Raw genomic sequence first — 24,079 nt, forward strand, 5'->3', positions numbered from 1 at the left:
GCTCGGGAGAGGACGTCCGTGCGCGCCGCCGGTGCGCCTCAGGCCGCATGGTTCCTCTCGTAGTCTGCCGGCGACTCGTAGCCGAGTGCGGAGTGCAGCCGCCGGGTGTTGTAGAAGCCCTCGATGAAGCCGAAGACCTCCCGTCGCGCCTCGTCCGCCGTGCGGAAGGAGCGCTTCCAGATCAGCTCGCACTCGAGCGTCGCGAAGAACGACTCGCACATGGCGTTGTCGTACGCATCGCCCGCCGAGCCCATGGACTGGGCGATGCCCGACTCGCGACAGCGCTCCCCGAAGGCGAGCGAGGTGTACTGCGAGCCCCTGTCGGAGTGATGGACGATGCGCCCCCGGGGACGACGGCGCGCGAGGGCCATCGACAGCGCGGCCTCGACGAGTTCGGTCCGCATGTGCGTCGCCATGGCCCAGCCGACGACGCGACGGCTCCAGACGTCGAGCACAACGGCCAGGTACAGCCAGCCCGCCCAAGTGGGCACATACGTGATGTCGGCCACCCACAGCTCGTCGGGCCCGGAGGCCGAGAAGTCCCGCCTCACCAGGTCCGGCGCGGGCCGGGCCTCGGTGTCCCTCTTCGTCGTCGCCGTCTTGAAACGCCGCCTGGTCGCGCCCTCGATCCCCAAGCCCCTCATCAGCCGCCCCACGCGCTTCTGGCCCACCCGCTCGCCCTCGGCCCTGAGCGTCGCGTGGATCCGCGGACGGCCGTACGTCTCGCCGCTCCCGGTCCAGATCGCCCCGATCCGCGCCTCGAGTTGCGCGTCCCGCCGCGCGCGGTCCGAGGCAGGACGCTTGAGCCAGTCGTAGTAGCCGCTGGGGGAGAGACCCAGCACCCGGCACATGGCCCGAAGCGGAAACTCGGCCCGGTGCGCCTTCATGAACGCGTACCCCCGCCGGGGATCGATCCGCTCTCCTGCGCGGGGCACCGCCGCGCAGCGGTGGTCAGGCCGCGGCTTTTTTTAGGATGTCCCGCTCCATCCTGAGCCGCTTGTTCTCACGCTCCAGGCGCCGCAGTTCGTTGCGCGCCTCCGTCGTCAGCCCGTCGCTACGGAACCCCTCGTCCACGTCCGCCCGCCGGACCCAGTTCCGGATCGTCTGCTCCGACGGATCGAACTCCCGGGCGAGTGACGCGGCGCTACGCCCGCTCCTCGCCAGTTCCACCAGCCGCTCCCTGTACTCGGACGGATACCGCCCCTGCCGGCCCGCCATAGGACACCTCCTTGCTTGACCCCAATGGATAGGTGTCCGTCAAAGCGGGGCAACTCCACAATGTAGTTGGGGTGGCAACGGCGAAACTCGATCCCTTTGTCATGGCTCGCGAGACGGGCGACATCCCGCAGAACGTTAGCTTCGCGGTCAGCGCTGGAATCGCGCGCGCATTCCTCGACTCCGAAAGGGTTCGGTACGAGATCCTTCCGTCCGACCCCGCCCTCCCGACCGAGAATATCCCAACGAGAGCACGGCAGTTTACGGTGAGAATCGAATGCCGGGAGTGACGGAGCACGAGCACCATGACGACGAAGCCTGCTACCGACGCGGGGTGATCTTAGCGAGAAGCAGAAAGGGGTTAGGTCGGCCGGCTTCCCACCACGAAGCCCGTGGTAGGGCGATCCATCCCATCGTCGGCGAACATCGGATGGGCGAGGGGTTTTCTTGAAGTTGCGGCCGAGTCGCCCCCCGACGACGGTTCACAACGAGCAGAGCTTCCCCGACAAACGGTCTGGTTCTGCCCGCTGTAGCGGGACGATGCAGCGGGTTCATCCAACCGAAACCAATGCAGACCGTGCAATCCTGTATGAACTGCCGTGCCATCTTCCAGTACCATCCATAGCCGTCCGCGTACTGTCCAGTAACATCCTGTAGTCCGTTGTTTTATCGTCATTTACGGTAATCTCCACATCCCTTGCGGTCCACCGCCATCCGGTGTATTCTTTCCTGTGTAGTGTTGCAATAAGTGATACACTCCCAAGAAGGGAACCCATGATGAAACGACCCAGGATGCTCACCGCTGCCTTCGTGCGGACGGTGAACCGTCCCGGCGTCTACGGCGACGGGCGCGGCGGGCGCGGCCTGAGCCTGCGGGTCCACCGCACGAAGACTGGCCGCATCAGCCGGACGTGGCGCCAGCGCCTCAGGATCGAGGGGCGGCTGACCTCGGTCGGGCTCGGGCCGTATCCCGAAATCACGCTTGCCGAGGCACGCCGGAAGGCGCTGGACAACAGCCGGGCGGTCGCCCACGGCGGCGACCCGCGCCGCGGACGCGGCGTCCTGACGTTTGCGGAGGCCGCCGAACGCACGATCGAGCTTCACCGGGACGGTTGGAAGGTGGGGAGCCCGCTGCCTGAGCAGTGGAGATCGACGTTTCGGCTACACGCCGCGCCGCTCCTGGACAAGCCGGTGGACCGGATCACGAGCGCGGACGTATTGGCCTGCCTCGCGCCGATCTGGACATCGAAGCCGGGTGCCGCCAAGACGGCCCGGCACCGGATCGCGGCGGTCTTCCGCTGGTGTATTGGGAAGAATCTGCGCCCGGACAACCCTGTGGACCGGGCGGTGGTGGCGTTGCCGCGCGCGAACGCCAACGCGCCGAAGCATTATCGAGCGCTTCCGCACGGAGAGGTCGCGGCGGCGATCCGGGCGATTCGCCAGGTGAAGTACATGCACCCGTCGGCGATGCCGTGCGTCGAGATGATCGCGTTGACGGCGGTGCGGGCCGGAGAGGCGCGCGGGGCGCGGTGGGACGAGATCGACCTGGAGGCGGGCGTGTGGACGATCCCGGCGTCGAGGATGAAGGCCGGGCGGGAGTTCTGTGTCCCGTTGAGCACGGGCGCGCTGAAGGTGCTTGAACGGGCGCGGGCGCTGTCTCCCGACTCGTCGCTGGTGTTTCCGTCGAGAACCGGCGGTCAACTGGCGAGGAACGCGCCGGGGCGCGTGCTTCGGCGAGCCGGGGTCGCTTCGACGGTTCACGGGTTCCGTTCGAGCGCGCGGTCGTGGATGGCCGAGGCCGGCGTTCCGGCGGAGGTCGCGGAAGCCTGCCTCGCCCACGTACCGCGCAGTCAGGTCGTTCAGGCCTATCAGCGTTCCGACCTGCTGGAGCGCCGCGCCGAAGTCATGCAGGCGTGGAGCGAGTACGTCACTCGCCGATAGGCGGCGACCGCCGCGAAGAGCTCAGAGACCGGCGTTTCCACTGAGGTGGCGGTGGCTTGCCTCACCCACGCTCCGACCCTCTGACCCGCCGAGACGAAGTCTTGCAGGCTTGGAGTGGTGAGCACCTGAGGTAGTGACACGCCTCTGTCGCTTGCGGCCATCACACCCTCTTCACTCGCAGCGTAGTCCCAACTCGTCGCCTGAGCGCCGGTCCGGTCCTTCTGGAGTGATTCCTACCCCTGTTGTCGATCGCTCTGGCGGCGGGCCACGGAGACGTCTTGCCCGCGCCGCTGGCGGAGCTCCTCCGCGGCTCTGACACGTCCTGACACAACCTGAGACGTCCTAAGCACAAGGGAATTCCCTAAGGGATTGACGCCCTTGCGGACGGTCTTTCAGCGTTCAGGCATGGAAACGCTGGAAAGGTTATTCAGATCGCGGGTTAGCGCGCTTCTCGGGCGTGCGGGGCTGAGCCCGACTGCGTTCGGCAAGGCGGCGCTGGGCGACCCGAACTTGATACGGCAGATCGACCGTGGCCGCTCGCCATCGCTGAGGACGGCCGACCGGATTCTGGCGTTCATCGCGGAGCAGGATGGGGCATCGGGCGGTGGACGCGATCCCCCTCGACGCCCGTGACACCGGAGACCGGCAAGAACGCGGAGAACAGCGAGGAGGAAGCAGGACGATGACCGAGAAGACAATGGAACGGAGAACGAAAGCGCCAACCCGCTTCCTGCGGCTGCCCGAGGTGATGGCGCGCACCGGCCTGTCGAGGAGCACGATCTATCTGCGGGTGGCCGCGGGGTGCTTCCCCCAGCCGGTTTCGCTGGGTCGACGCGCGGTGGGCTGGATCGAGGCCGAGGTGGACGAATGGGTCCGCGAGCGCATCGCCGAGAGCCGATTCGAGGGCGGGCGGACCGGTGAGCGCGGCGAGGCCGCGCGGGCAATCCCCGAGGCCCGTCGCCGGGCGGCAACGGGCCGCCCGGTTCGATGAACCGGCGCGCTTCGTGGCGGCCGGGGAACAGCCCGTCGTACGCGTCTAAGGCCGGGAAGCCAGCACACGCGATGTTGAACATCGCGGCTGGCGAGGGGATGCTGCACCCCCCTTCGAACCCCCGGCCTGTCGCGTCCCTGGCGGAGCAGCGGACGTGCGGGGGCGAGGCCCCCGAACCCCGTCTCCGGTGCGACCGTGGCTGAACATCGCACCGTGATGGTCGCCGCCCGGGTCACGCCCGCGGAACACACCGCCTGGCGGGAAAAGGCGGCGGCGGCGGGCGTGTCGCCGTCCGCGCTGCTGCGCGGCGCGATGGCGCGGACGCGGACCTGGACCGCATCGGCACGGGCCGTCGAGCGCGAGCGCACCCGACAGATCGCGCGGATCGGCAACAACCTGAACCAGCTTGCTCGGTGGGCGAACATGCACACACCCGCGCGGATCTAGTTGTGAACATGTCACTTACGGGATTCTGCGGTCTGGCTCCCGCTGATTGATTCCCGCTGATTGGATCAGGCCCGAACTCGCCGCCGGTTCGCCAGCGCCTGCCTCAGTTGTCCCGAGTCGGCCTGCTGGTAACACTGAAGGACGGTCTTGGCCGTTTTCCAGCCTCCGAGTTCGCAGAGAACCTTCAGCGGCTGGTCCATCAAGTCGCTGGCAAACTTGCGCCTGAGGGAGTGCCAACCCCTGCCCGGCTTCGGTTCGAGCGCCGCGAGCGTCTGGGCTCTCTGCCACCAGAAGCTTGGCAGCGACCGGCCCACGCACCGCGAGGCGTCCGTCAGCGCGGGCAGCACCGGGCCGTCCCCGGTCCCGCCGCTGATCGTACGCGCCTCCTCCAAGGCGGCCAACGCCTCGTCGGTCACGGGCGTGATGTGCTCGTAGCCTGTCTTCTCGTGCTTCGCCCGCCACCGCACCGCTTCGCCCTCGAAGTCGATGTCAGCCCATCTGAGGTTGCGAATCGCCCCGATTCGGTGCCCGGTCTCGTGGGCGAGCACGAGCGCGACATGGAACCGCCAGTCGACCTTCCGGGACACCTTCAACAATGCCTCGTACTCCTGTTCGGTTAGGACGACCCGCGTGGGGTTCTTCTCTCTGGGCTTCCTGAGGCCCTTGAGCGGGTTGGAGTCCAGGAGAAGATTTCCGTCCTCGTCCCTCGACCTCGCCGCCCAATTGAGCACGGCCATCAGAAACGTCAGGTCGCATGCGATCGTCCGATTGGACACAGGCCTACCCGAGTAGCCAATCCTTCCCGCGCGGCGCTCCCGGATGAACCGGTCCCAATCGCGCTGGGAGAGTGTGGACGGGTCGCGGTCCCTGCCGAAGAACTTGAGGAACATCCAGATCGCGGTCCTGTCGGTCTGTTGTGTCCCTTCGGCCTTGGTGGGCGTCACCTCTTCACCGTAGATGTCAAAAAGCCGTCCCAAGGTGAGCGGCTCGGGTTCGGCCTCGGCCTTGCCGTTGGGCTCGTATGTCGCGAGGCCCGCGGCGGCCTCGTCGGCTTGCCGCTTTGCCCGCGTCCAGCCCCGGTGTTTCAGGGACCGAGTGAGCCTGCGCCCGTTCTCTCGCCACTCAATCTGGAAAATGCCGGTCTTCGGGTCTGGAAACACCCGGACCCTGTTCCGGCCCCACTCGCCGGCGCTGTAGCTGCGCCGGTCCCGCTTCGTGCGTGCCATCATTCGATTCCTCTCGTGATGGACTGGTCGAAAGGAATCGCAACCTACAGGGGTCCAATAAGTTAGCATACATCACACTGAGTGCTGTAACACTTCAGATACCCGATTCTGTGCTGGAATCCATGCGACTGCATCGGAAGTCGCCGGACGGTTGTCGTGCGATTCGAGCGAGCCATGAGGTCCGGGCCGCCGCCGCGATAGCGAGGGGACTGGCTCGCGTCAGGTACTCAAGCCATCGGGCTGGTCCGCCTTCCGGGGGTTGGGAAGGACTCGACCCCGGACGGGAGGGACGGGCGGCGTCCGTCCCGGAGGCCGGGGGGACCGGCACCGAACCGGTGGCAACGCAGCCCCGGGGGCCGTCGGCTCCCGCCACGGTAGCGCCTTCCACCTATCCGCCCGCTAACCGCGGGCCAAGTGTCGCACTTGCGGGTGCTGAACGTCCAGTTCGTCCGTCCAGATGCCGAGGATCTCGTCCACACCGATGTCCGTGACCCGGAAGTCCTCGGGAATCTCGACGCTTCCGAGCCAGTTTCCGTCGGGGTCGAGCACCAGCCAGGGCTCCGGTCCGCCGCCCTCGCTCATTCCACGGAAGGGAGGTAGCCAGATCGCACCGGTGGGGTCCACCAGCATCCTGGCGTAGGCCGGGCGGGTCTCGGGCGACGGCATGTCCTCCACCGCATCGACGTAATACGGTGGCAGAGCCGACACTCCCGGTGGCAAAGGAATGTCAAGGTGGGCATCGCGCTCGGCGCGCACCTGCTCTGCGGTCAGGGCCAAGGGGTAATCGGGAATGCGAAGGATGCGGACGGTGTCACCGCTCGTGTTCAACTCCTCGATCTGCATGTGGTCCGAGGATCCGACGAAGATTCTCTCGCCATGGGTGCCAAGCACAGAGGATTTTCTGAAGAGGGGAGCCGCGCTGAGGATGTCGGTGGTGTACTCCTCTCGGCCGGGTGTCCAGCCAATGGTGTCGCCGCTCGTGCCTGCCAAGTCGGAAAGCACCAACACCGTGGGGAACCGCACCAAGCCAACTGGAGCTGTCCCGCTTTCACGGACGGTTAGTTTCTGTGGTTGATCGTCTCGGGCTCTTCTCCTTTCGGCCTCTCTCAGGCGCTCGGGAGAGGACGTCCGTGCGCGCCGCCGGTGCGCCTCAGGCCGCATGGTTCCTCTCGTAGTCTGCCGGCGACTCGTAGCCGAGTGCGGAGTGCAGCCGCCGGGTGTTGTAGAAGCCCTCGATGAAGCCGAAGACCTCCCGTCGCGCCTCGTCCGCCGTGCGGAAGGAGCGCTTCCAGATCAGCTCGCACTCGAGCGTCGCGAAGAACGACTCGCACATGGCGTTGTCGTACGCATCGCCCGCCGAGCCCATGGACTGGGCGATGCCCGACTCGCGACAGCGCTCCCCGAAGGCGAGCGAGGTGTACTGCGAGCCCCTGTCGGAGTGATGGACGATGCGCCCCCGGGGACGACGGCGCGCGAGGGCCATCGACAGCGCGGCCTCGACGAGTTCGGTCCGCATGTGCGTCGCCATGGCCCAGCCGACGACGCGACGGCTCCAGACGTCGAGCACAACGGCCAGGTACAGCCAGCCCGCCCAAGTGGGCACATACGTGATGTCGGCCACCCACAGCTCGTCGGGCCCGGAGGCCGAGAAGTCCCGCCTCACCAGGTCCGGCGCGGGCCGGGCCTCGGTGTCCCTCTTCGTCGTCGCCGTCTTGAAGCGCCGCCTGGTCGCGCCCTCGATCCCCAAGCCCCTCATCAGCCGCCCCACGCGCTTCTGGCCCACCCGCTCGCCCTCGGCCCTGAGCGTCGCGTGGATCCGCGGACGGCCGTACGTCTCGCCGCTCCCGGTCCAGATCGCCCCGATCCGCGCCTCGAGTTGCGCGTCCCGCCGCGCGCGGTCCGAGGCAGGACGCTTGAGCCAGTCGTAGTAGCCGCTGGGGGAGAGACCCAGCACCCGGCACATGGCCCGAAGCGGAAACTCGGCCCGGTGCGCCTTCATGAACGCGTACCCCCGCCGGGGATCGATCCGCTCTCCTGCGCGGGGCACCGCCGCGCAGCGGTGGTCAGGCCGCGGCTTTTTTTAGGATGTCCCGCTCCATCCTGAGCCGCTTGTTCTCACGCTCCAGGCGCCGCAGTTCGTTGCGCGCCTCCGTCGTCAGCCCGTCGCTACGGAACCCCTCGTCCACGTCCGCCCGCCGGACCCAGTTCCGGATCGTCTGCTCCGACGGCTCGAACTCCCGGGCGAGTGACGCGGCGCTACGCCCGCTCCTCGCCAGTTCCACCAGCCGCTCCCTGTACTCGGACGGATACCGCCCCTGCCGGCCCGCCATAGGACACCTCCTTGCTTGACCCCAATGGATAGGTGTCCGTCAAAGCGGGGCAACTCCACTACCGCCGGCTACGAGTTTCGGGGCGACCACAACGGCGCAGCGTGGGCACGCATCTGGTTCTATCCCCGCGAGGGCTACGGCCGCAGTTTTGGGGACCACCCGTGCGACCAGAGCATGTCCCTGAATTACGACAGGGGCTGGTGGTTCTGGGGCAAGACACCCCCGTGGCCCACGTAGGATTCCCGAAACGGGTCTGTTGTTTCGGGCTACCTGCCCGGGTTTCGGGCTACCCTCCCCCCCTCCACGCGCGCGCAGGCCCGGCCCAGCCGTTCCAGCCCTTCCGCCACCTCCTCCCGCGAGATCAGCATGGAGGGGCCGATGCGGATGACGTGGACGGCGTTGTCGAGTTGGCCGAAGGAGAAGCCGGGCTTCAGGAAGCGTTGGGCATTTCCCCGGGCACTCCCCCGAGGCGGCGGGTGGAAGAGGTGCAGGCGTTCCGAGCCGAACCGCGACTCCGGGCCAAGTCGGTGACCAGAGCTGGCAACGTGTAACGCGACGCGCTACAGTTGATTCATGAAGATCCGGCACAAGGGACTGCGGGCGCTCCACGAACGGGATGATCGCTCGCGGGTCCCCACGAGTCTGGTTCCCCGGCTTCGGCGCATCCTGTTCCGGTTGCAGGAGGCGACGCATCCCGGTAGCGCCGGTGCCCCGGGGTTCAGGCTGCACCCTCTGAAAGGAGACCGGGCGGGCCAATGGAGTGTGCGAGTCTCGGGAAACTGGCGCGTGGTGTTCCGCTTCGAGGACGGCGAAGCGGTGGGCGTTGACCTGGTAGATTACCACTGAAGGAAGGAGGAACGATATGACCGGAAGCGGCGAGCGAGTCGTTGCGATGCTCAACCCCCCGCACCTGGGCGAACTGATCCGCGAGAGCATGGACGAGGTCGGATGGAATGTGACGCAGACGGCCGCCCGTCTGGGTTGCGAGCGGGGTACGCTGTCGCGGTTGCTGAACGGCAAGGCGGGCGTGTCGGCGAACATGGCGCTCGCGCTGGAGGCGATTGGCTGGGGTACGGCCGATCACTGGATGCGGATGCAGGCGAGCTACGAGCTTGCGGAGGCGCGCAGGGCGCGCGGATGGCAGGAGGACATCAGGGTGCGCGATGCGGTCCCCCGGTAGCCCATTCGTGGTTCGGGCCGTGATCCATATGCGGGAGAAGTAGCAGAATGCGCCTCTCGTGGAACGAAGTGCGGGTCCGCGCAGCGTCCTTCGTCAAGGCGTGGGGGGACGCGGCCTACGAGAAGGGCGAGACGCAGAGCTTCTACAACGACTTTTTCGAGGTGTTCGATGTCCGCCGCCGATCCGTCGCCCGCTACGAGGAGCATGTCGCCAAGTTGGACAACCGCTCGGGTTATATCGACCTGTTCTGGCCGGGCGTCCTGATCGTCGAGCAGAAGAGCGCCGGGCGCGACCTTCGCAAGGCGTATGGCCAGGCCGGGGAGTATTTCGACGCGCTGCCCGAGCGCGACCGTCCGCGCTACATCTTGGTGAGTGACTTCCAGACCTTCGAGCTTCACGATCTGGACGAGCGGGAGACCGTCACCTTCTCTCTCTCGGACCTGCCCGGCCACGTCGAGGCGTTCGGCTTCATCCTCGGCGTCCAACGCCGGACCTTTCGAGACCAAGACCCCGTCAACATCGAGGCGGCCGAACTCGTCGGGCGGCTCCACGACGCGCTCGACGACGCGGGCTACCGAGGCCACAATCTGGAGCGGTTTCTGGTCCGAATCGTCTTTTGTCTGTTCGCCGACGACACCGGCATCTTCGAGCCGCGCGACATCCTCTTCGACTTCCTTGAGTCCCGCACTCGGCAGGACGGCAGCGATCTCGGGGCGATGCTGACCCAACTCTTTCAGGTCCTCAATACGCCGGACGACGACCGCACGGCGACGCTCGATGAGGACCTAGCGCGGTTTCCTTACGTCAACGGTGACCTGTTCGAGGAGCCGCTGCGCATCCCCGCGTTCGACGCGTCCATGCGGGACAAGCTCCTCGACGCTTGCCGGTTCGACTGGTCCAACATCTCGCCGGCCATCTTCGGCGCGCTGTTCCAGTCGGTCATGGACCCGGTCGAGCGCCGCAAGCAAGGCGCGCACTACACGACCGAGAAGAACATCCTCAAGGTGATCGAGCCGCTGTTTCTGGACGACCTTCGGGCCGAGTTCGAGCGCCTGAAGGCACGAAAGGACAGCCGTCGCCTCGCCGATCTGCGCCGGTTTCAGGAAAAGCTGGGGCGGATGACCTTCCTCGATCCCGCGTGCGGGTGCGGCAACTTCCTCATCATCGCCTACCGCGAGTTGCGGGAGCTTGAAATCGGGGTCCTGAAGGAACTCCATCCCGTGAGGCAGTTCGACGCTCTGGCCGAGACCCTGTCGGTTGTGGACGTGCACCAGTTCCACGGAATCGAGATCGGTGAGTTTCCCGTCCGCATCGCGGAGACGGCGATGTGGATGATGGACCACATCATGAACAACCGACTGAGCCTGGAGTTCGGGCAGACTTACACTCGGATTCCGCTTGAGACTTCGCCGCACATCACCCACGGGGACGCCCTTGAGATGGATTGGGCCGAGCTCCTGCCCTCCGAGAAGTGCTCCTTCGTGTTCGGCAATCCGCCCTTCGTGGGCTCGAAGTTCCAGAGCAAGGACCAGCGCGCCCAGGTGCGAAGGATCGCCGACCTTGGTGGGACGGGCGGCACGCTCGACTACGTGACCGCTTGGTTCATCAAGGCCGGAGAATACGTTAATGGGGCCAACGGAGTCCGGATCGGCTTCGTGGCCACCAATTCGATCACGCAGGGTGAGCAGGTGGCTCAGCTATGGCCGATCCTCTTCGACCGCTGCGGGCTGAAGATCGCGTTCGCCCACCGGACCTTTGCGTGGGGATCGGACGCGCGCGGCAAAGCGCATGTGCATGTGGTCATCGTCGGACTGGATGGCCGCGAGGCGGTGCCCGGCAGGAAGCGCCTGTTCAGTTATCCGGACATCAAGGGCGACCCGGTGGAAACCCGGCACGCCGTGCTCTCACCCTACCTGTTCGATGCCGGAGGGCTCGCCGACCCGTATCTGACGGTGCGTGAGGAGAGTAGCCCTATCAACGGCATGAAGAAGTTGATCACCGGAACCCAGCCTCTTGAGAAGGGGAATCTGACATTCTCAAGTGCGGCGAAGTCCTCGTTTCTGGCTCGGGAACCCAAAGCCGAGCCGTATTTCCGACCCTTTCCCGGCGCTCGTGAGTTCATCCAAGGTAGGGACCGCTGGATCCTCCATACTACCGACATTCCGCCCCAGGAACTGCGCGATCTGCCCTTGGTTGGCGAAAGACTTCGCGCCGTGCGGACGTTCCGGGCGAAGAGCAAGCGCACCACGACCAAGCGGCTGGCGGACTTCCCCCGGTCCTATGGGGTAACCGTAGTGCCGGAAGCACCGTTCCTGATCATCCCTCAGGTCAGCTCCGAGCGACGCGAGTACGTGCCCATCGGGTGGCTGGAACCCCCGGTCATCCCCAGCGAGAAGCTACGAATCCTCCCTGACGCAACTCTCGGCGAATTCGCACTGCTCACCTCCGCCATGCACATGGCATGGATGCGGACCGTGACGGGACGAATGAAGAGCGATTACATGTACTCGGTCGGCGTCGTCTACAACACCTTTCCGACGCCCACCCGCTGGGCCAACAACGACAAGCTTGAGTCACTGGCACAGGCGGTCCTCGACACGCGCGCGGCCTTTCCGGACGCGACGCTGGCGGACCTTTACGACCCTGACTTTGATGCCGTCCAGCCTGAGACGAGCCCACCAAGCGCTCGACCGCGCGGTGGACCGGCTCTACCGCAGCCGGGGCTTCGCCTCTGAACGCCAGCGCGCCGAGCACCTCTTCATGCTTTACGAGAAGATGCGGGCGCCGTTGGGCGTCGGAGTCAAGAAGCTGAAACGGCGCCGAAGATAGATCAAAGCTCCTCGCTCGAACCCTCCACCGTCATGGTAGGGGCCTTGGGGCCGGGGGCAACCTTGGGGGACGGGGGTTATGATCCGACCGCGCTCGTGCCGTGTGCTCTGCCAAGCGCGGCCCGCTCGCCCTTGTGGTTACCGGTCGAGATCCTCATCTGACTTCCGACGGTCTTACGAGCCAGCGCTCACGCCGTCTCAACGGCGGCCCGGACCCTCTAACTAATGGATCGCTCGAATCGCACGACAACCCGTCCGACGACTTCCGATGTCGTCGCATGGATTCCAGCACAGGATCGGGTATCTGAAGTGATACAACAATCCGTTCAGATATCCTAACATGTTGTGTAACATAACGTTATGGTTCTTACGGTTAGTCCTGGATGAACTCCACGGTCCGGCGCCAGCGCCCGAGTCCACCGACACGCACGGGGCCGAAGTCATACGTCACGCCGGCTGAGAACCCGGGCGTCGCGGTCCGGTCGAGTCGTGGCACCGGGGATGCCACGGTCCGACTGCTCTGCCCCTCCCAGCCCGCCGAGAATCCCGCCCCGACTCTCCCGAGTTCCCACGCCAGCGCGCCTCCCAGCCGAAGGGCGGACCTGCGCATCGGGTTCCCCATCGTGTCGGCCACGATGAACGGGTTGGAACCGTACGGCACGAGCACATCCGCGAAGATCGAGTCGCGGAAGCTCGCCCGGTCGAAGACGGCGCTGCCGATGGCGGCGCCGCGTCTCCCCACCTGCGTCCAGCCAGTCGTCGAGACGGCGGGTCGCCCCGTGGCGCCCGGGTCGAGGGGCCGGGCGTAGTCACCCGACGCGTCCTGCACGGTCAGTCGAAAGTCGGCTCGCCGGTCGTCGAGTTCACGCCTCAGTGCACCGGGATTGCCGGCGGTCCAGAACTCGCCCACGCGGGGTCCGGGGGACGAGAACAGGTCGGGGAAGCGCGGTCCGACGGGCAGTCGGCGTGGCAGGTCCGCGATCCGTCCCAGCGGATTCCAGTTCGTCATCCACCCCGGCAGTTCCTCCTGCAGCGGGGTTCCGCGCGGGGATGTTGCCTGCCCCGCGGCGGCCTCTGGAAGCGCGAGGCACGCGCAACCGCCTGTGAGCGCGACCACGGTCCGGACAACGGCGCGCACCCTCACCGGCCGAAGATCCGGGCGCTGCGGAAGGTGATTTCGGCCCCGAAACGCACCGCCGCGTAGGGGCGTCCCAGCCGGTCCCCCTCCCATGGCTGACCGCGGCGGTCGAAGAAATTGAACGCCCACACGCGAAGCTGGCCGTCCAGCGGGAGCGCCTTCGACACCTGGAAGTGCATCATCCAGTCGGGCCTGGGCCCATGGAGCGGCAGCGACCGGCCGCTGCGGGCCAGGCGAAGGTCGGAGAACTCCGGATCGGACCTCCGCTCCGGCGGCACCGGCACGAGTTGCCCGGCGCGGGTCACGTAGCCGGCGAAGGCCAACGTGTCTCTCGCCACAATGTCCTCGGTCTCGTTACGGACGTTGTGCTGGACGGTGAGCGTGGCCACCAGCCCCAGCTCGGGCTGGTGGTGGATGAAGCGGTACAGGAACATCATCGACTCGCCCCGCTCGGTCAGCCCCTCCCAGTACGGCGAGCGTTCCCGCCGCTGCGAAAGTTGGAACTCGGAGAAGCGCAATGCTGTTCCGAAGAAGCGCCCGTCCGAACTCGTGCGGGTTTCGAGCCAGGACCCGGTGATGTAGAGCTGGGTGGCGAGTGGCGTAATCCGGGGGAGCGCCGCCGTCAGCTCCAAGCCACGATTCACCTGGTCGAACATGTTACCGGGCCGATCGATGAGTACCGGAACCGTATCGCTGAACGTCGCTGGAAGGATGATCTCGGGGCGGACCCCGTTACCGGTGATCGAGTCCGTAAGAGCAAAATGGTCGCGCGTGATGAAATCCGGAATGGCTCCGATACCCACGGCGCCGTCGATCCGGTCTCGGAAAGCCGTGAGAGCGATCGTCCCGTCGCCGACATCGATCTCGAAGCCCGCCTCGGCCTTCGTCCCCACGGAAAAGCCCAGCTCCGCGTTGGTCGGATCTTCTATGAACGTGGTGAGGACGGCGAGCCGTTCTGCCGGATCGTTCGAAAAGTAGTTGACGTTGACGAGGTCGAAGTACTGGCGCGCGGGAAACAGGTCACCGACCGCGGGCACCTTCGCCGTGCGGCCCCATCCGCCGCGGAGTCTGAACCAGCCCAGCGGTGCGGTCTCCGCGCTGATGCGCGGTTGCACGACCTGGTCTCGCGTTCCGCCGAACCACGATCCGCCGTCGTGCAGCAGGTCGAGGCGAATTCCCGCCTGAATGTCGGCAGGCAGCGGTCCGAGATGGGTGGAGAGTCGTTCGCCGAGATAGAAGGCGCTCGTCGCGAGAGCCGGCACCTCATCGAAGGTCCGGGTGCGGTCGTAGCCGTGCACTCCGTTCCAGCCGATCGAAGGCGGAAACTGCGGATCGAACTGGAATCCGGCTCCGTTGTTCCACTCCCGCCGGAGCTCCACGCCCGCGAGAAGCTGGTGGTTCGCACTCAACCAGCGAGCGCGATCCTCCCACTCGAGGCGCCCGAACCCGAGCCACGGACGACCATCGAGTTCAACCTCCGCGACGTAGGTCCCGCCGATATAGAAGCCCTCGTTGCGGCCCTCGGCGCGAGCGGGAGTGAATGGCTGCACTCCGCTCACCTTGGGGGCGCGGCTCACCGACTCCTGGTCGATTCGGCTCAGCGAGCCCGTGAACGAGAGACGGGAATCCGACCCGATCCTGAGGCGGGCCCGTTCGGAGATCCGAACGCCGAGGTCCCTTGTCTCCGAGGAGCGATTCTTCCTTACGATCGGGTTCTCCGGACGGTTGTCGACGAGTTGGAAGACATCGAATCTGGTATCGAGCTGTAGCTTCGGATCGGGGACGCCGCTCGCGCGTTCGCTGCCGCCGATCTCCATGCGGTGTGCAAACTGCCCGGCGAACCGGGTGGACTCGTCGTCCGAGACGCCCGGCTGGACGCGGGTGCGGGCCACGTCGAACGTCATCGTGCCGGCGTGCCCCGGCCTCCCGAACGCGTGGCCTCCTACGACGTTGCTCTCGAACGTCCTCTCGTCGAGCTTGACCTCGGCGATGGGGGACACCGGCGCCGCCCGAGTCTCGACCAGAATGGCCCCTTGCGTCAGGTCGCCGTGCCGTACCGACGGGACGCCGCGAATCACTTCCACGCGCTCGATGGCCGCCGCCGGAATGCGCCGCAGGTCGATCCCTCTGTTGGCCGTCGTCGCGAAGCTGAGAAACTGAAGATCGGCGCCGCCCCGGGGACCGAGACTCTGCAGGTTGGCGTTGTTCGACAGCGGCACGCCGTCGAGCACGATGAGCGTCCCGAAAGCCGACAGATCCGCCGAACTCCGGCTGATACCCGCGTTGTCCGAGATGGCGCCCACGCTGGATCCCGTGGGGACGGTGCGGAGCGCAATCTGTTCCACATCGCCCAGCCCCGGCGCCCGGGTCGAAACCCCGGGCACGAGCTGAAGCACACCGGCGAGACTCGTGGCCGTGATGTGTTCGATGGCGTCCCGTTCGATGACGCTCGCCGTCCCGAGTTCACCCTCGGCCCGGCTCACGGCGTCGGCGGTCACCGTGATGTCCTGAAGGCGAAGGGCGCTCACGGACAGGGCGATGTCCTGCGTTAGTGATCCCTCAGCAGGCACGGTGACGCGTACGCGCGCCGTGGCGAGTCCGATCCGCTGCGCGCGCAGCACTCGCGGGCCGGGAGGTACTCCCTCGAGTCGATAGCGCCCGCCATCGTCCGTCAGTGCGCTGATGCCGGTGCCTTCGATGACGACGAGGACGTCCGCCATCGGGGCCGCCGTCGCCGCGTCGGATATCCGACCGCTGATGATCGCGCCTTCGGGCTCCTGCGCCCGGATCGAAGCTGCAGGAATGGTGGAAGCGAAGACACCGCACACAAGGGCCGAGGCCAGTCGGCAGGATCGCCTCCGCCTCCCGTGCCGGGCGACGGTCAACGCGTGGTTCCGGGTGTGATCGGACCCTTCACGAAATCCACGGCGGACACGTTGGTGTCCTGAAGGTCCCCAGCCGCGCCAGGAAGCCGGACGCGCTGCACGGACGAGGTCAGTTCCACGCCGTGCCGTAGAAATCCCCCTCCGAGCTGATCGAAGTCTTGGTGCACGACACCGTCACAACGCACGTACCGACGATCGTTGAGAGCATCGTCCTCCTCTGTCCACACGACATCGATGAGGTCGGTGACCGGGATCCGCAGGTGCTCGAGGTCGCCCGCTGGAGTGGTGATCACCGCACGCTCCAGAGTTGAGACATTCAGCTCATTTGCGATGAACAGCGAATGGCCCACGTAGAAGAGCAGCCCGTGCCCATGAAACCAGGGTTGGAGTCCGATTTCGGGGAGATTGGGAACATCCGGGTTGTCCACATCACCGCTGCCGAACAGCTCGAAGTCGGCGTTGGACAGGTCCGGAAAGCGCGGATCCACCACCGAGTGGTCGATCGCATCCAGCGCGATCACGGCCGCGTCGCCGGGCGCCAGCGGATACTCGCCCCCGCTGCCCGGGAAGCGGTGAAGGAACTCCCCCCAGACACCGTCCGGATCTTTTCGAAACTGAGCGGTCGCCGCGCAGGAAGTGTGGGGAGCCTCGACGTCGATGAACTGGGCCTTTCCGAAGGTAAGCCCGTCCAGAAACACGGTCCGGTCCGAGTTGTTGTACACCTCGAAGTACATGTGGAAGTTGTAACTGAGTTCCGCGACAAACGTTGCGGGCGCGTATATCTCGCTGATGACCAAGGATCCGGTCCGGTTCGGAACCAGATCGATCATCTGCTCCGTACCCGCCGCCGCGATATTCATGATGCGGCCGGCTGCGAGCGCCTCGATGCCGGCCTGCTCAGCCTCCGCATCGCTCAGCGGACGGTACACGGCGACGCGGTACCGTCCGCCCACCAACTGCGGCATGTGAGCCGTGCCCTGATCGTCCGTAACCGCCGTTTCCCAGGCGAAGTCGGTCCCGATGCGGTGTACGCGCACCTCGGCGCCAGGCACGCCGGCAGTCCAGCCCAATTCCTGTGCGATGTCTGCCGCCTCGGGAGCCAACCTCACATGGAGGGTGAGTCCCGGGCGGAGGTGATCGCCCCCGCCGGGCGGCGCATCCGAGAAGCCCACCTCGCCCGCACAGCCAGTCGCCAGGAGGCTGAGCATTAGGATTGCTGGAGTTGCGGCGAATTGGCCGAGGAGCGTACGGCGGCGCCGACGTGGGGCGATCATCGGATGGTTCCCGGCGTGATGGGTCCCTTGAACAGGTCCACGGCCGACACATTCGTGTCCAGTAGTCGCCCGGCAGCTCCGGCGTTTCCGGGTAGCCGGAGGCGCTGGATCGACATGGTCAATTCGACGCCGTTCTGGAGGTATCCCCCTCCGAGTTGGTCGAAGGTCTCGTGCACGACGCCGTCGCAGCGTTCGTACCGTCGATCACTCAACGCATCGTTGTCCTCTGTCCACACGACATCGATCAGGTCTCCGGCTGCAATGCGCAGCAGCTCCACATCCCCCCCAGGAAGCGCCCAGGTGGCTCGCTCCAGAGTTGCGGTATCCACTTCTCCCGCGATGAATAGCGAGTGCTGGACATAGAAGAGCAGTCCGTGACCATGAAACCAGGGACGGAGACCGATCTCGACGAGATTGGGCACCTCCGGGTTGTCCACATCACCGCTCCCGAGCAACTCGAAATCCGCGCCCGACAGATCAGGAAGCCTCGGATCGATGACCGAGTGATCGACGGCATCGAGCGCAACCACGACCGCGTCGCCCGGAGCCAGCGGATGCTCGCCTCCGCTCCCCGGAAAGCGGTGCAAAAACTCGGCCCAAACGCCGTCGGGATCCTTGCGGAACCGAGCGGATTGCACGCAGGAGTTGGCCGGCGAAGCGATGTCGATGAGCGAGGCCCGGCCGAACGTCAAACCGTCGAGGAAGACCGTCCGGTCCGAATTGTTGTACAACTCGAAGAACATGTGGAAGTTGTACCGTAGCTCCGCTGCAGGCGTCGCCGGGGCGTAGACCTCGCTGATGACCAAGGATCCGGTCCGGTTCGGAACCAGATCGATCATCTGCTCCGTACCCGCCGCCGCGATATTCATGATGCGGCCGGCTGCGAGCGCTTCAATGCCGGCCGGGCCAGCCTCCGTCTCGCTCAGCGGACGGTACACGGCGACGCGGTACCGTCCGCCCACCAACCGCGGCAGGTGTGCCGTGCCCTGTTCATCGGTGACCGCCGTCTCCCAGGCGAAGTCCGTCCCGATGCGGTGTACGCGCACCTCGGCGCCAGGCACGCCGGCAGTCCAGCCCAATTCCTGCGCGATGTCTGCCGCCTCGGGAGCCAACCTCACATGGAGGGTGAGTCCCGGGCGGAGGTGATCGCCCCCGCCGGGCGGCGCATCCGAGAAGCCCACGTCGCCCGCACACGCCGCAGCGCAGAGTACCAAGGCGATTCCGATTGGCTTACGTCGCCTGGACGAGTGCAGTCTGGACCTCCGGTCCTCGGGGAGCTGGCGGGGCATCGGTGCAACGCTGTGACTCGGTCAGCGCGGGGCGTGTCCGCGTCTTCGATCTCTATATGCCGGACGTAGGGAAAACGTCCATTTGTGCCGGGTTGGGACGCGCGCGCTTCGGCGTCGCCGTAGCGGAGGGGAGTAGACTCCGGTCCTATTTCGTCCAGATGACGATGGCGCGAAGACGGTGGATTACTTCGTCCACACGACGACCGCGCCGCAGCGCGCATCGGAGCCCCCGAACTCCGCCGGCAGCGTGGCCGGGCCCTTGTACACTTCGACACCGGCGATCTGCGACCACGGAATCCTTGGCCACCCGCCCCACGCAAACCCATCGACGATAATCGACATCTTGCACGTCAAGCTTCCGAACCCTGAGCTCATGCGCCGGTTCGCCCCCTTCCAGGTAATCCCGGGCACGTTGCTCACCACCAGGAATTGGACATCGCTGGGTCGCCAGCGCTCAATGTACTCGGGCGAGAAGAAGTAACCGTTCCCGGTCAACTCACCCCAATACTTCCGCTCATAGAACCCCTTGATCTCGAGCCGGCGCAGTCTCGCGACGGTGGCTACGATCGGCTCCATCTCGACGGGCATCGGCACCAGACCGATGTCCACTTCGGTCGTGATATCTTCCATCACCTCGATCGGATAACGGAGCGTGGCGTAGCCGAGGCGTCGCAGCTCCAGTTCACGCGCGCCGGGCCGCAGGTCGCTCAGGACGAACTGGCCCTGTCGGTTGCTCGCGGACTCGTGCGCGTGACCGGACACGGATACGGCAGCCGTGGCCACGGGATCGTCCGTCATTGCGTCATATACGCGGCCGATGACGCGCCCGCGGCGCGGCGCGGTCAGAAGCACTCGAAGCTCGACCCCCGTCGCTTCTCCGGCCGCCAGAGCCACGGAGGCCTGCTCGCTCGAGTCGTCGCCCATCTCCGCCCACACCGTCACACGTCGCGCCTCGGCGGGGGCGCAGAGAAAGAAGCGGCCGTCCGACCCCGCACTCTCCCGCAACGGACTCTCCTCCACGTCGGACCAGTAGAGCACCACCATCGCCCCGGGCAGGGCGATCGAGCCGGATTCATCAAGGATCGTGACCTGAAGAGACGGGCGTTCCCCGCACGTCTCCTCCTGCCCCAGCACGGGTTTGGGCGAAGCCCCGAGGAGAAGGACAAGGGAAACGACAGCCACAGGTTTGGCTCCGACCATGGTGCGCGCCTTCGTCGAGGTTCGTGGCATGGAGGGTCGCGGCACCCGCGAACGCGAGGCTCGGCTCCAAGACGGCGCGACTGGGAACAACGTCACATCAGCGGTTTGAGACGCTAATGGTAGAACACGTTCACGAGAGCGAGGGGGATCGCGGGCACATACGTCACCAGCAGCAGGACCGCGACGAGGACGGCGATGAAGCGGACGTTGACCTTGCTCACCTCCCAGATGTCCGCCTTGGCGACAGAGCATGCGGTCACGAGCACGCTCGCCACCGGCGGCGTCTGCTGGCCGATCCCCAGGTTGAGCGTGACGATGAGGCCGAAGTGCACCGGGTCGATCCCCGCCGCGCGCACGAGCGGCATCACGATGGGGACGACGAGGATGATCGCGGCCGCCGAGTGCAGGAAGAGCCCGATCACGAGGAAGAAGACGTTGAGCAGCGCCAGGATGAGCCACTTGCTCTCGGTGAGACCCATGATCCCGGCCGCGACCTGCTGCGGGAGCCGCTGTTCGGTGAGGTAGTCGCCGAGGAGGGCCGAGGTGGCGACGAGGAGCATGACGACGGCGGTCTGCACACCGCCCTCCAGCATCGCCTCGCGCAAGTGGGCGAGGTCCAGTTCGCGGTAGATGAGCCCGCCCACGACGAGCGATGCGACCACGGCGAGCCCCGCCCCCTCGGTCGCTGTCACCCAGCCGCTGAAGATCCCGCCGAGGATGATCGCGGGCAGGAGGAGGGCCCAGCCTGCCTCGCGCGCCGTCGTCCACACGCGGCGGAGTTCGAACCGTCCCTCGACCGGGAAGTCGTGGCGGCGGGCGTAGAGCCAGGCGACGAACATCAGGAGCAGGCCGCCGAGCACGCCGGGCACGATGCCGGCGACGAACAGCTCGACGACGGAGGCCTCGGCCATGACGCCGTACAGAATCATGGGGATGGACGGAGGGATGATGACGGCGAGCGTGGCGGAGGACGACATCACGGCCGCGGCGAACGGCGTCCGGTAGCCGCGTTTCTTCATGGCCGGGATCAGGATCGAGCCCAGCGCGGCCACGTCGGCCACGGCGGAGCCCGAGATCTCCGCGAAGAAGAGCGACGCGGAGATGCCGACCATCGAGAGGCCGCCGCGGATGAACCCGACGAGCGCCGAGGCGAAGGCGATGAGCCGGCGCGAGATCCCCGTCGCGTTCATGATCGCGCCCGCGAGGATGAAGAGCGGGATGGCGATGAGCGGGAACGAGGTCGCCCCGTCGTACAGCACGAGGCCCGCGTTGGGGAGCATCGCGAACCCGCCCGAGGCGAGCATGGCCACGAGCGCGACGATCCCGAGCGCCACCGCGATGGGGACGCCGATGGCGATCAGGAGCAGCAGGCCGACGAAGAGGATGAGGAACGTCACGGCTCCTCCCCCTCGGCGAGGGCGTCCCTCAGCCCCAGAAGCTGCGCGATGATGAAGAGGACGGCACCGATGGGGATCACCGACTGCGCCAGCGCGGCGGGCACGGAGGGGAGGCTCACGAGCGTGGTCCCCCCGAGAACGCGCACGACCTGCCAACCCGACCAGGCGACGGCGGCGAAGAAGGCGATGATCGCACTCTCGGCCAGGAGCACGACGGCGGTCCGCGCGCGCCCTGTCAGGCGCTGCGTCAGGGTGGGCACTCCGATGTGCGCCCGCCGCAGCGCGGCGAGCGCCGCCCCGTAGTAGGTGAGCCAAGCGAGGAGGATCGACGCCACCTCGTCGTACCACACGAGCGCCGCCCCCGCCTTCCGGAACCCGACCCCCACGACGACGATCACGGCCAACGCCGCCAGCAGAACCAGCACCGCTACCTCGAGGAAGCGCCGCACGCCGGTCCTCAGCATGACGCCTCCGAGCATGCGGCCGCCCACGGCCCGAGGCGAGCCGCTATGAGCCCGCCTCTCCGGATCCGGCCGCCCGCGCCCTGTCGATGAGGGATTGTCCCCCTTCAACTGTGGTCGCGAATTCCTCGTACACCGGTTCGCTGGCGCCTTCGAAGCGGGTCGCTTCGGCCTCGTTTATCGCCATCTCCGTCGTCTCGAGTTCGGCGAGGAGTTCCTCGTCCATGCGGGCGGCCGTCTCGTACACGAAGGCCTGCATTTCGCGCGCGATCGCCTCTACCTCGGAGCGGATGTCCTCCGGGTGGCGCGCCCACGGCCCGGCGCCCGTCGTGACGAACGCCGGGCTGTACACGTGTCCCGTCAGGGAGAGGTAGTCCTGCACCTCGTGCAGCTTGGAACTCGTCACCTGCGTGAGCGGGTTCTCCTGTCCGTCCATCACCCCCGTCTGGAGGGCGACGAAGACTTCGGAGAAGGGCATCGGCGTCGGGTTCGCGCCCAGCGCCTGGAAGAGCTTCACGCGCCACACGCCGCGCGGCGTCCGGAGCTTGATCCCGCTCAGATCATCGGGGCCGTGGATGGGTCGCCGGGAGTTCGTGATGTGACGGAACCCGTTCTCCCACACCGCGAGAATCCGGTAACCGGCCTCCTCCGCGCGCGGGGCGAGGTCGGGCCACACCACGGCCTCCTCGATCCGCTTCATGTGCTCACGGTCGCGGACGAGGTACGGCATCTCGAACAGGCCGAAGGCGTCGACCATCGAGGACATGATGGTCGACGGAATGGACATGTCGAGCGTGCCGAGGCGCAGGCGCTGCAGCATCGCGTCATCACCGCCGAGCTGGCTCGCGCCGTACACGTGGAGTTCCGCGCGGCCGGCGAGCCGTTCGTTCACGCGGCGCGCGAACTCGTTGGCCGTGACGTCGTAGAGCGAGCCGGGCGAGCCGACGTGACCCAGCGAGAGCTCGACGACCCCCGGTTCGCCGCTCCCTCCCGCGCAGCCGAGGGCGACCGCGGCGGCCGACGCGACTACGAGCACCGGAGTCCGCGCCACGGGCCGTCTCATGCTTCGGCCAGGAAGTCGGCGGTGGCCGCGATCCCGCCGGGTTCGTGCGCGATGCCGCTCATCTTCAATCCCATCTCCACGCCGGCCAGCGCCCCCATCAGCATGAGTTCGTTGCCATCGCCCAGGTGTCCGATCCGGAACACCTTCCCCTTGAGGGGACCGAGGCCCGTCCCCAGCGACATGTCGAAGCGCTCGAGCACGGCGAGACGGAATGCGTCGGCGTCCTCCCCCTCCCCCACCATCACGGTCGTCCCGGCGCTCGACACGGCCCCCGGATCCTGACAGTAGTTGCGCAGGCCCCAGGCGGCGACGGCCCGGCGCGTGGCCTCGGCGAGGCGCGCGTGGCGGGCGAACGTGGCGTCGGCTCCCTCTTCCCGCAGCATGGCGAGCGACGCCTCGAGGCCGTAGAGGAGCGTGGTGGGCGGGGTGTAGGGGAAGTAGCCGCCCTCGTTGTCCCGCAGCATCGCCGTCCAGTCGAAGTAGGAGCGCGACGTCCCGGGGCCTGCGCGGTGGCGGGCGAGCGCCTTCTCGCTCACGGCGCAGAACCCGAGGCCCGGCGGGAGCATGAGCCCCTTCTGCGACCCGCACACGGTGACGTCCACACCCCAATCCGCCTGCCGGAAGGGGGTGGCGGCGAGCGACGAGACGGCGTCGACCATGAGGAGGGCGGGATGGCCGGTCTCATCGAGCGCGGCCCGCACGGCGGCGATGTCGCTCGTGACCCCGGTCGAGGTTTCGTTGTGGACGACGAGCACGGCGCGGATCTGCCGCTCCCGGTCCTGCGCGAGCCGCTCGGCGATCCTCGCCGGGTCCGCGGGGCGCCGCCAGTCGCCGTCGATGACCTCCACCCGCCGGCCCAGGGCCCGCCCCACCTCTCCCCATTTCGAGGCGAAGAACCCGTTGTTCCAGAGGAGGACGCGGTCGCCCGGTGAGAGGATGTTGGCGAGGGCGCTCTCCCAGCATCCGGTCGCGGAGGATGGGAAGATGAAGACGTGCGCGGGGTCTTCGAAGACCCATTTCAACCCATCGAACAGGCCGAGCACCATCTCCCCGAACTCGGGTCCGCGGTGGTCGATGACGGACCGGTTCATGGCCTGAAATACGCGCTCGGGCACCGGGGTCGGGCCCGGAAGCTGGAGGAAGTGTCTGCCGCTGCGGTAGGTCAACGGTGGCTCGCTCTTGTCAGGTCGGGGCTTCCGCCGATACAACTTGGC

15 protein-coding genes and 4 pseudogenes are annotated in these 24,079 nt (G+C 66.9%); 6 read left to right on the plus strand and 13 right to left on the minus strand.

The features are described 5' to 3' along the window. Positions 1-38: 38 nt before the first annotated feature. Positions 39-1,218: pseudogene (locus ACOOGH_RS08745) on the minus strand (IS3 family transposase). 771 nt (positions 1,219-1,989) lie between these two features. On the opposite strand from ACOOGH_RS08745, the gene ACOOGH_RS08750 reads away from it, so the two are divergent. The 3 genes and pseudogenes from ACOOGH_RS08750 to ACOOGH_RS08760 all read left to right on the plus strand — a co-directional run bounded on the left by ACOOGH_RS08750 (position 1,990) and on the right by ACOOGH_RS08760 (position 4,594). Continuing rightward, complete coding sequence (locus ACOOGH_RS08750; RefSeq protein WP_420448546.1) at positions 1,990-3,156, plus strand: tyrosine-type recombinase/integrase; 1,167 nt, start codon at positions 1,990-1,992, stop codon at positions 3,154-3,156. A 697-nt stretch (positions 3,157-3,853) separates the two neighbouring features. After that, a pseudogene (locus tag ACOOGH_RS08755) lies at positions 3,854-4,054 on the plus strand (helix-turn-helix transcriptional regulator); the annotation flags it as partial. A 288-nt stretch (positions 4,055-4,342) separates the two neighbouring features. Continuing rightward, positions 4,343-4,594 (plus strand): MobC family plasmid mobilization relaxosome protein, encoded by a 252-nt coding sequence (locus ACOOGH_RS08760; RefSeq protein ID WP_420448547.1) that lies wholly within the window; start codon positions 4,343-4,345, stop codon positions 4,592-4,594. Between the two features lie 65 nt (positions 4,595-4,659). On the opposite strand, the gene ACOOGH_RS08765 is transcribed toward ACOOGH_RS08760, so the two are convergent. The 3 genes and pseudogenes from ACOOGH_RS08765 to ACOOGH_RS08775 form a co-directional block, all read right to left on the minus strand. After that, complete coding sequence (locus tag ACOOGH_RS08765; protein WP_420448548.1) at positions 4,660-5,823, minus strand: tyrosine-type recombinase/integrase; 1,164 nt, start codon at positions 5,821-5,823, stop codon at positions 4,660-4,662. A gap of 396 nt (positions 5,824-6,219) precedes the next feature. Further along, on the minus strand, positions 6,220-6,810 hold the full coding sequence (locus tag ACOOGH_RS08770; RefSeq protein WP_420448549.1) for a hypothetical protein: 591 nt from the start codon (positions 6,808-6,810) through the stop codon (positions 6,220-6,222). Between the two features lie 160 nt (positions 6,811-6,970). Next, positions 6,971-8,150: pseudogene (locus tag ACOOGH_RS08775) on the minus strand (IS3 family transposase). Between the two features lie 573 nt (positions 8,151-8,723). Between ACOOGH_RS08775 and ACOOGH_RS08780 the strand changes: the two are divergent. From ACOOGH_RS08780 to ACOOGH_RS08790, 3 genes and pseudogenes are all read left to right on the plus strand, one after another. Beyond that, entirely contained in the window at positions 8,724-8,996 is a 273-nt protein-coding gene (locus tag ACOOGH_RS08780) for a type II toxin-antitoxin system RelE/ParE family toxin (protein ID WP_420448550.1), read from the plus strand. A gap of 16 nt (positions 8,997-9,012) precedes the next feature. After that, on the plus strand, positions 9,013-9,330 hold the full coding sequence (locus ACOOGH_RS08785) for a HigA family addiction module antitoxin (RefSeq protein ID WP_420448551.1): 318 nt from the start codon (positions 9,013-9,015) through the stop codon (positions 9,328-9,330). A 47-nt stretch (positions 9,331-9,377) separates the two neighbouring features. Then, positions 9,378-12,159: pseudogene (locus tag ACOOGH_RS08790) on the plus strand (DNA methyltransferase). 372 nt (positions 12,160-12,531) lie between these two features. On the opposite strand, the gene ACOOGH_RS08795 reads toward ACOOGH_RS08790, so the two are convergent. From ACOOGH_RS08795 to ACOOGH_RS08835, 9 genes are all read right to left on the minus strand, one after another. Continuing rightward, positions 12,532-13,302 carry a DUF6850 family outer membrane beta-barrel protein gene (locus tag ACOOGH_RS08795; protein WP_420448552.1) on the minus strand — a complete coding sequence of 257 codons (771 nt, stop codon included), beginning with the start codon at positions 13,300-13,302 and terminating at the stop codon, positions 12,532-12,534. Beyond that, positions 13,299-16,124 (minus strand): TonB-dependent receptor, encoded by a 2,826-nt coding sequence (locus tag ACOOGH_RS08800; RefSeq protein ID WP_420450097.1) that lies wholly within the window; start codon positions 16,122-16,124, stop codon positions 13,299-13,301. The genes ACOOGH_RS08795 and ACOOGH_RS08800 overlap by 4 nt, the downstream gene beginning before the upstream one ends. Before the next feature lie 53 nt (positions 16,125-16,177). Continuing rightward, complete coding sequence (locus ACOOGH_RS08805) at positions 16,178-17,455, minus strand: DUF4876 domain-containing protein (RefSeq protein ID WP_420448553.1); 1,278 nt, start codon at positions 17,453-17,455, stop codon at positions 16,178-16,180. Next, a complete protein-coding gene (locus tag ACOOGH_RS08810; RefSeq protein WP_420448554.1) occupies positions 17,452-18,669 on the minus strand; it encodes a hypothetical protein in 1,218 nt (405 codons plus the stop codon). The genes ACOOGH_RS08805 and ACOOGH_RS08810 overlap by 4 nt, the downstream gene beginning before the upstream one ends. A gap of 258 nt (positions 18,670-18,927) precedes the next feature. Further along, positions 18,928-19,926 carry a carboxypeptidase-like regulatory domain-containing protein gene (locus ACOOGH_RS08815; protein ID WP_420448555.1) on the minus strand — a complete coding sequence of 333 codons (999 nt, stop codon included), beginning with the start codon at positions 19,924-19,926 and terminating at the stop codon, positions 18,928-18,930. A gap of 131 nt (positions 19,927-20,057) precedes the next feature. Beyond that, the gene (locus ACOOGH_RS08820; RefSeq protein WP_420448556.1) at positions 20,058-21,341 is read right to left on the minus strand and encodes a TRAP transporter large permease; all 1,284 of its coding nucleotides are present in this window, start codon (positions 21,339-21,341) and stop codon (positions 20,058-20,060) included. Beyond that, positions 21,338-21,805, minus strand: a complete 468-nt coding sequence (locus ACOOGH_RS08825; protein WP_420448557.1) for a TRAP transporter small permease — start codon at positions 21,803-21,805, stop codon at positions 21,338-21,340. Before ACOOGH_RS08825 ends, ACOOGH_RS08820 begins: the two co-directional genes overlap by 4 nt. 43 nt (positions 21,806-21,848) lie before the next feature. Beyond that, the gene (locus ACOOGH_RS08830) at positions 21,849-22,853 is read right to left on the minus strand and encodes a TRAP transporter substrate-binding protein (RefSeq protein WP_420448558.1); all 1,005 of its coding nucleotides are present in this window, start codon (positions 22,851-22,853) and stop codon (positions 21,849-21,851) included. 8 nt (positions 22,854-22,861) lie between these two features. After that, positions 22,862-24,031: a pyridoxal-phosphate-dependent aminotransferase family protein gene (locus ACOOGH_RS08835; protein ID WP_420448559.1), complete on the minus strand. Its 1,170-nt coding sequence runs from the start codon at positions 24,029-24,031 to the stop codon at positions 22,862-22,864. Positions 24,032-24,079 lie beyond the last annotated feature (48 nt).

Source organism: Candidatus Palauibacter sp. (assembly GCF_965213655.1).
GTDB lineage: Bacteria > Gemmatimonadota > Gemmatimonadetes > Palauibacterales > Palauibacteraceae > Palauibacter.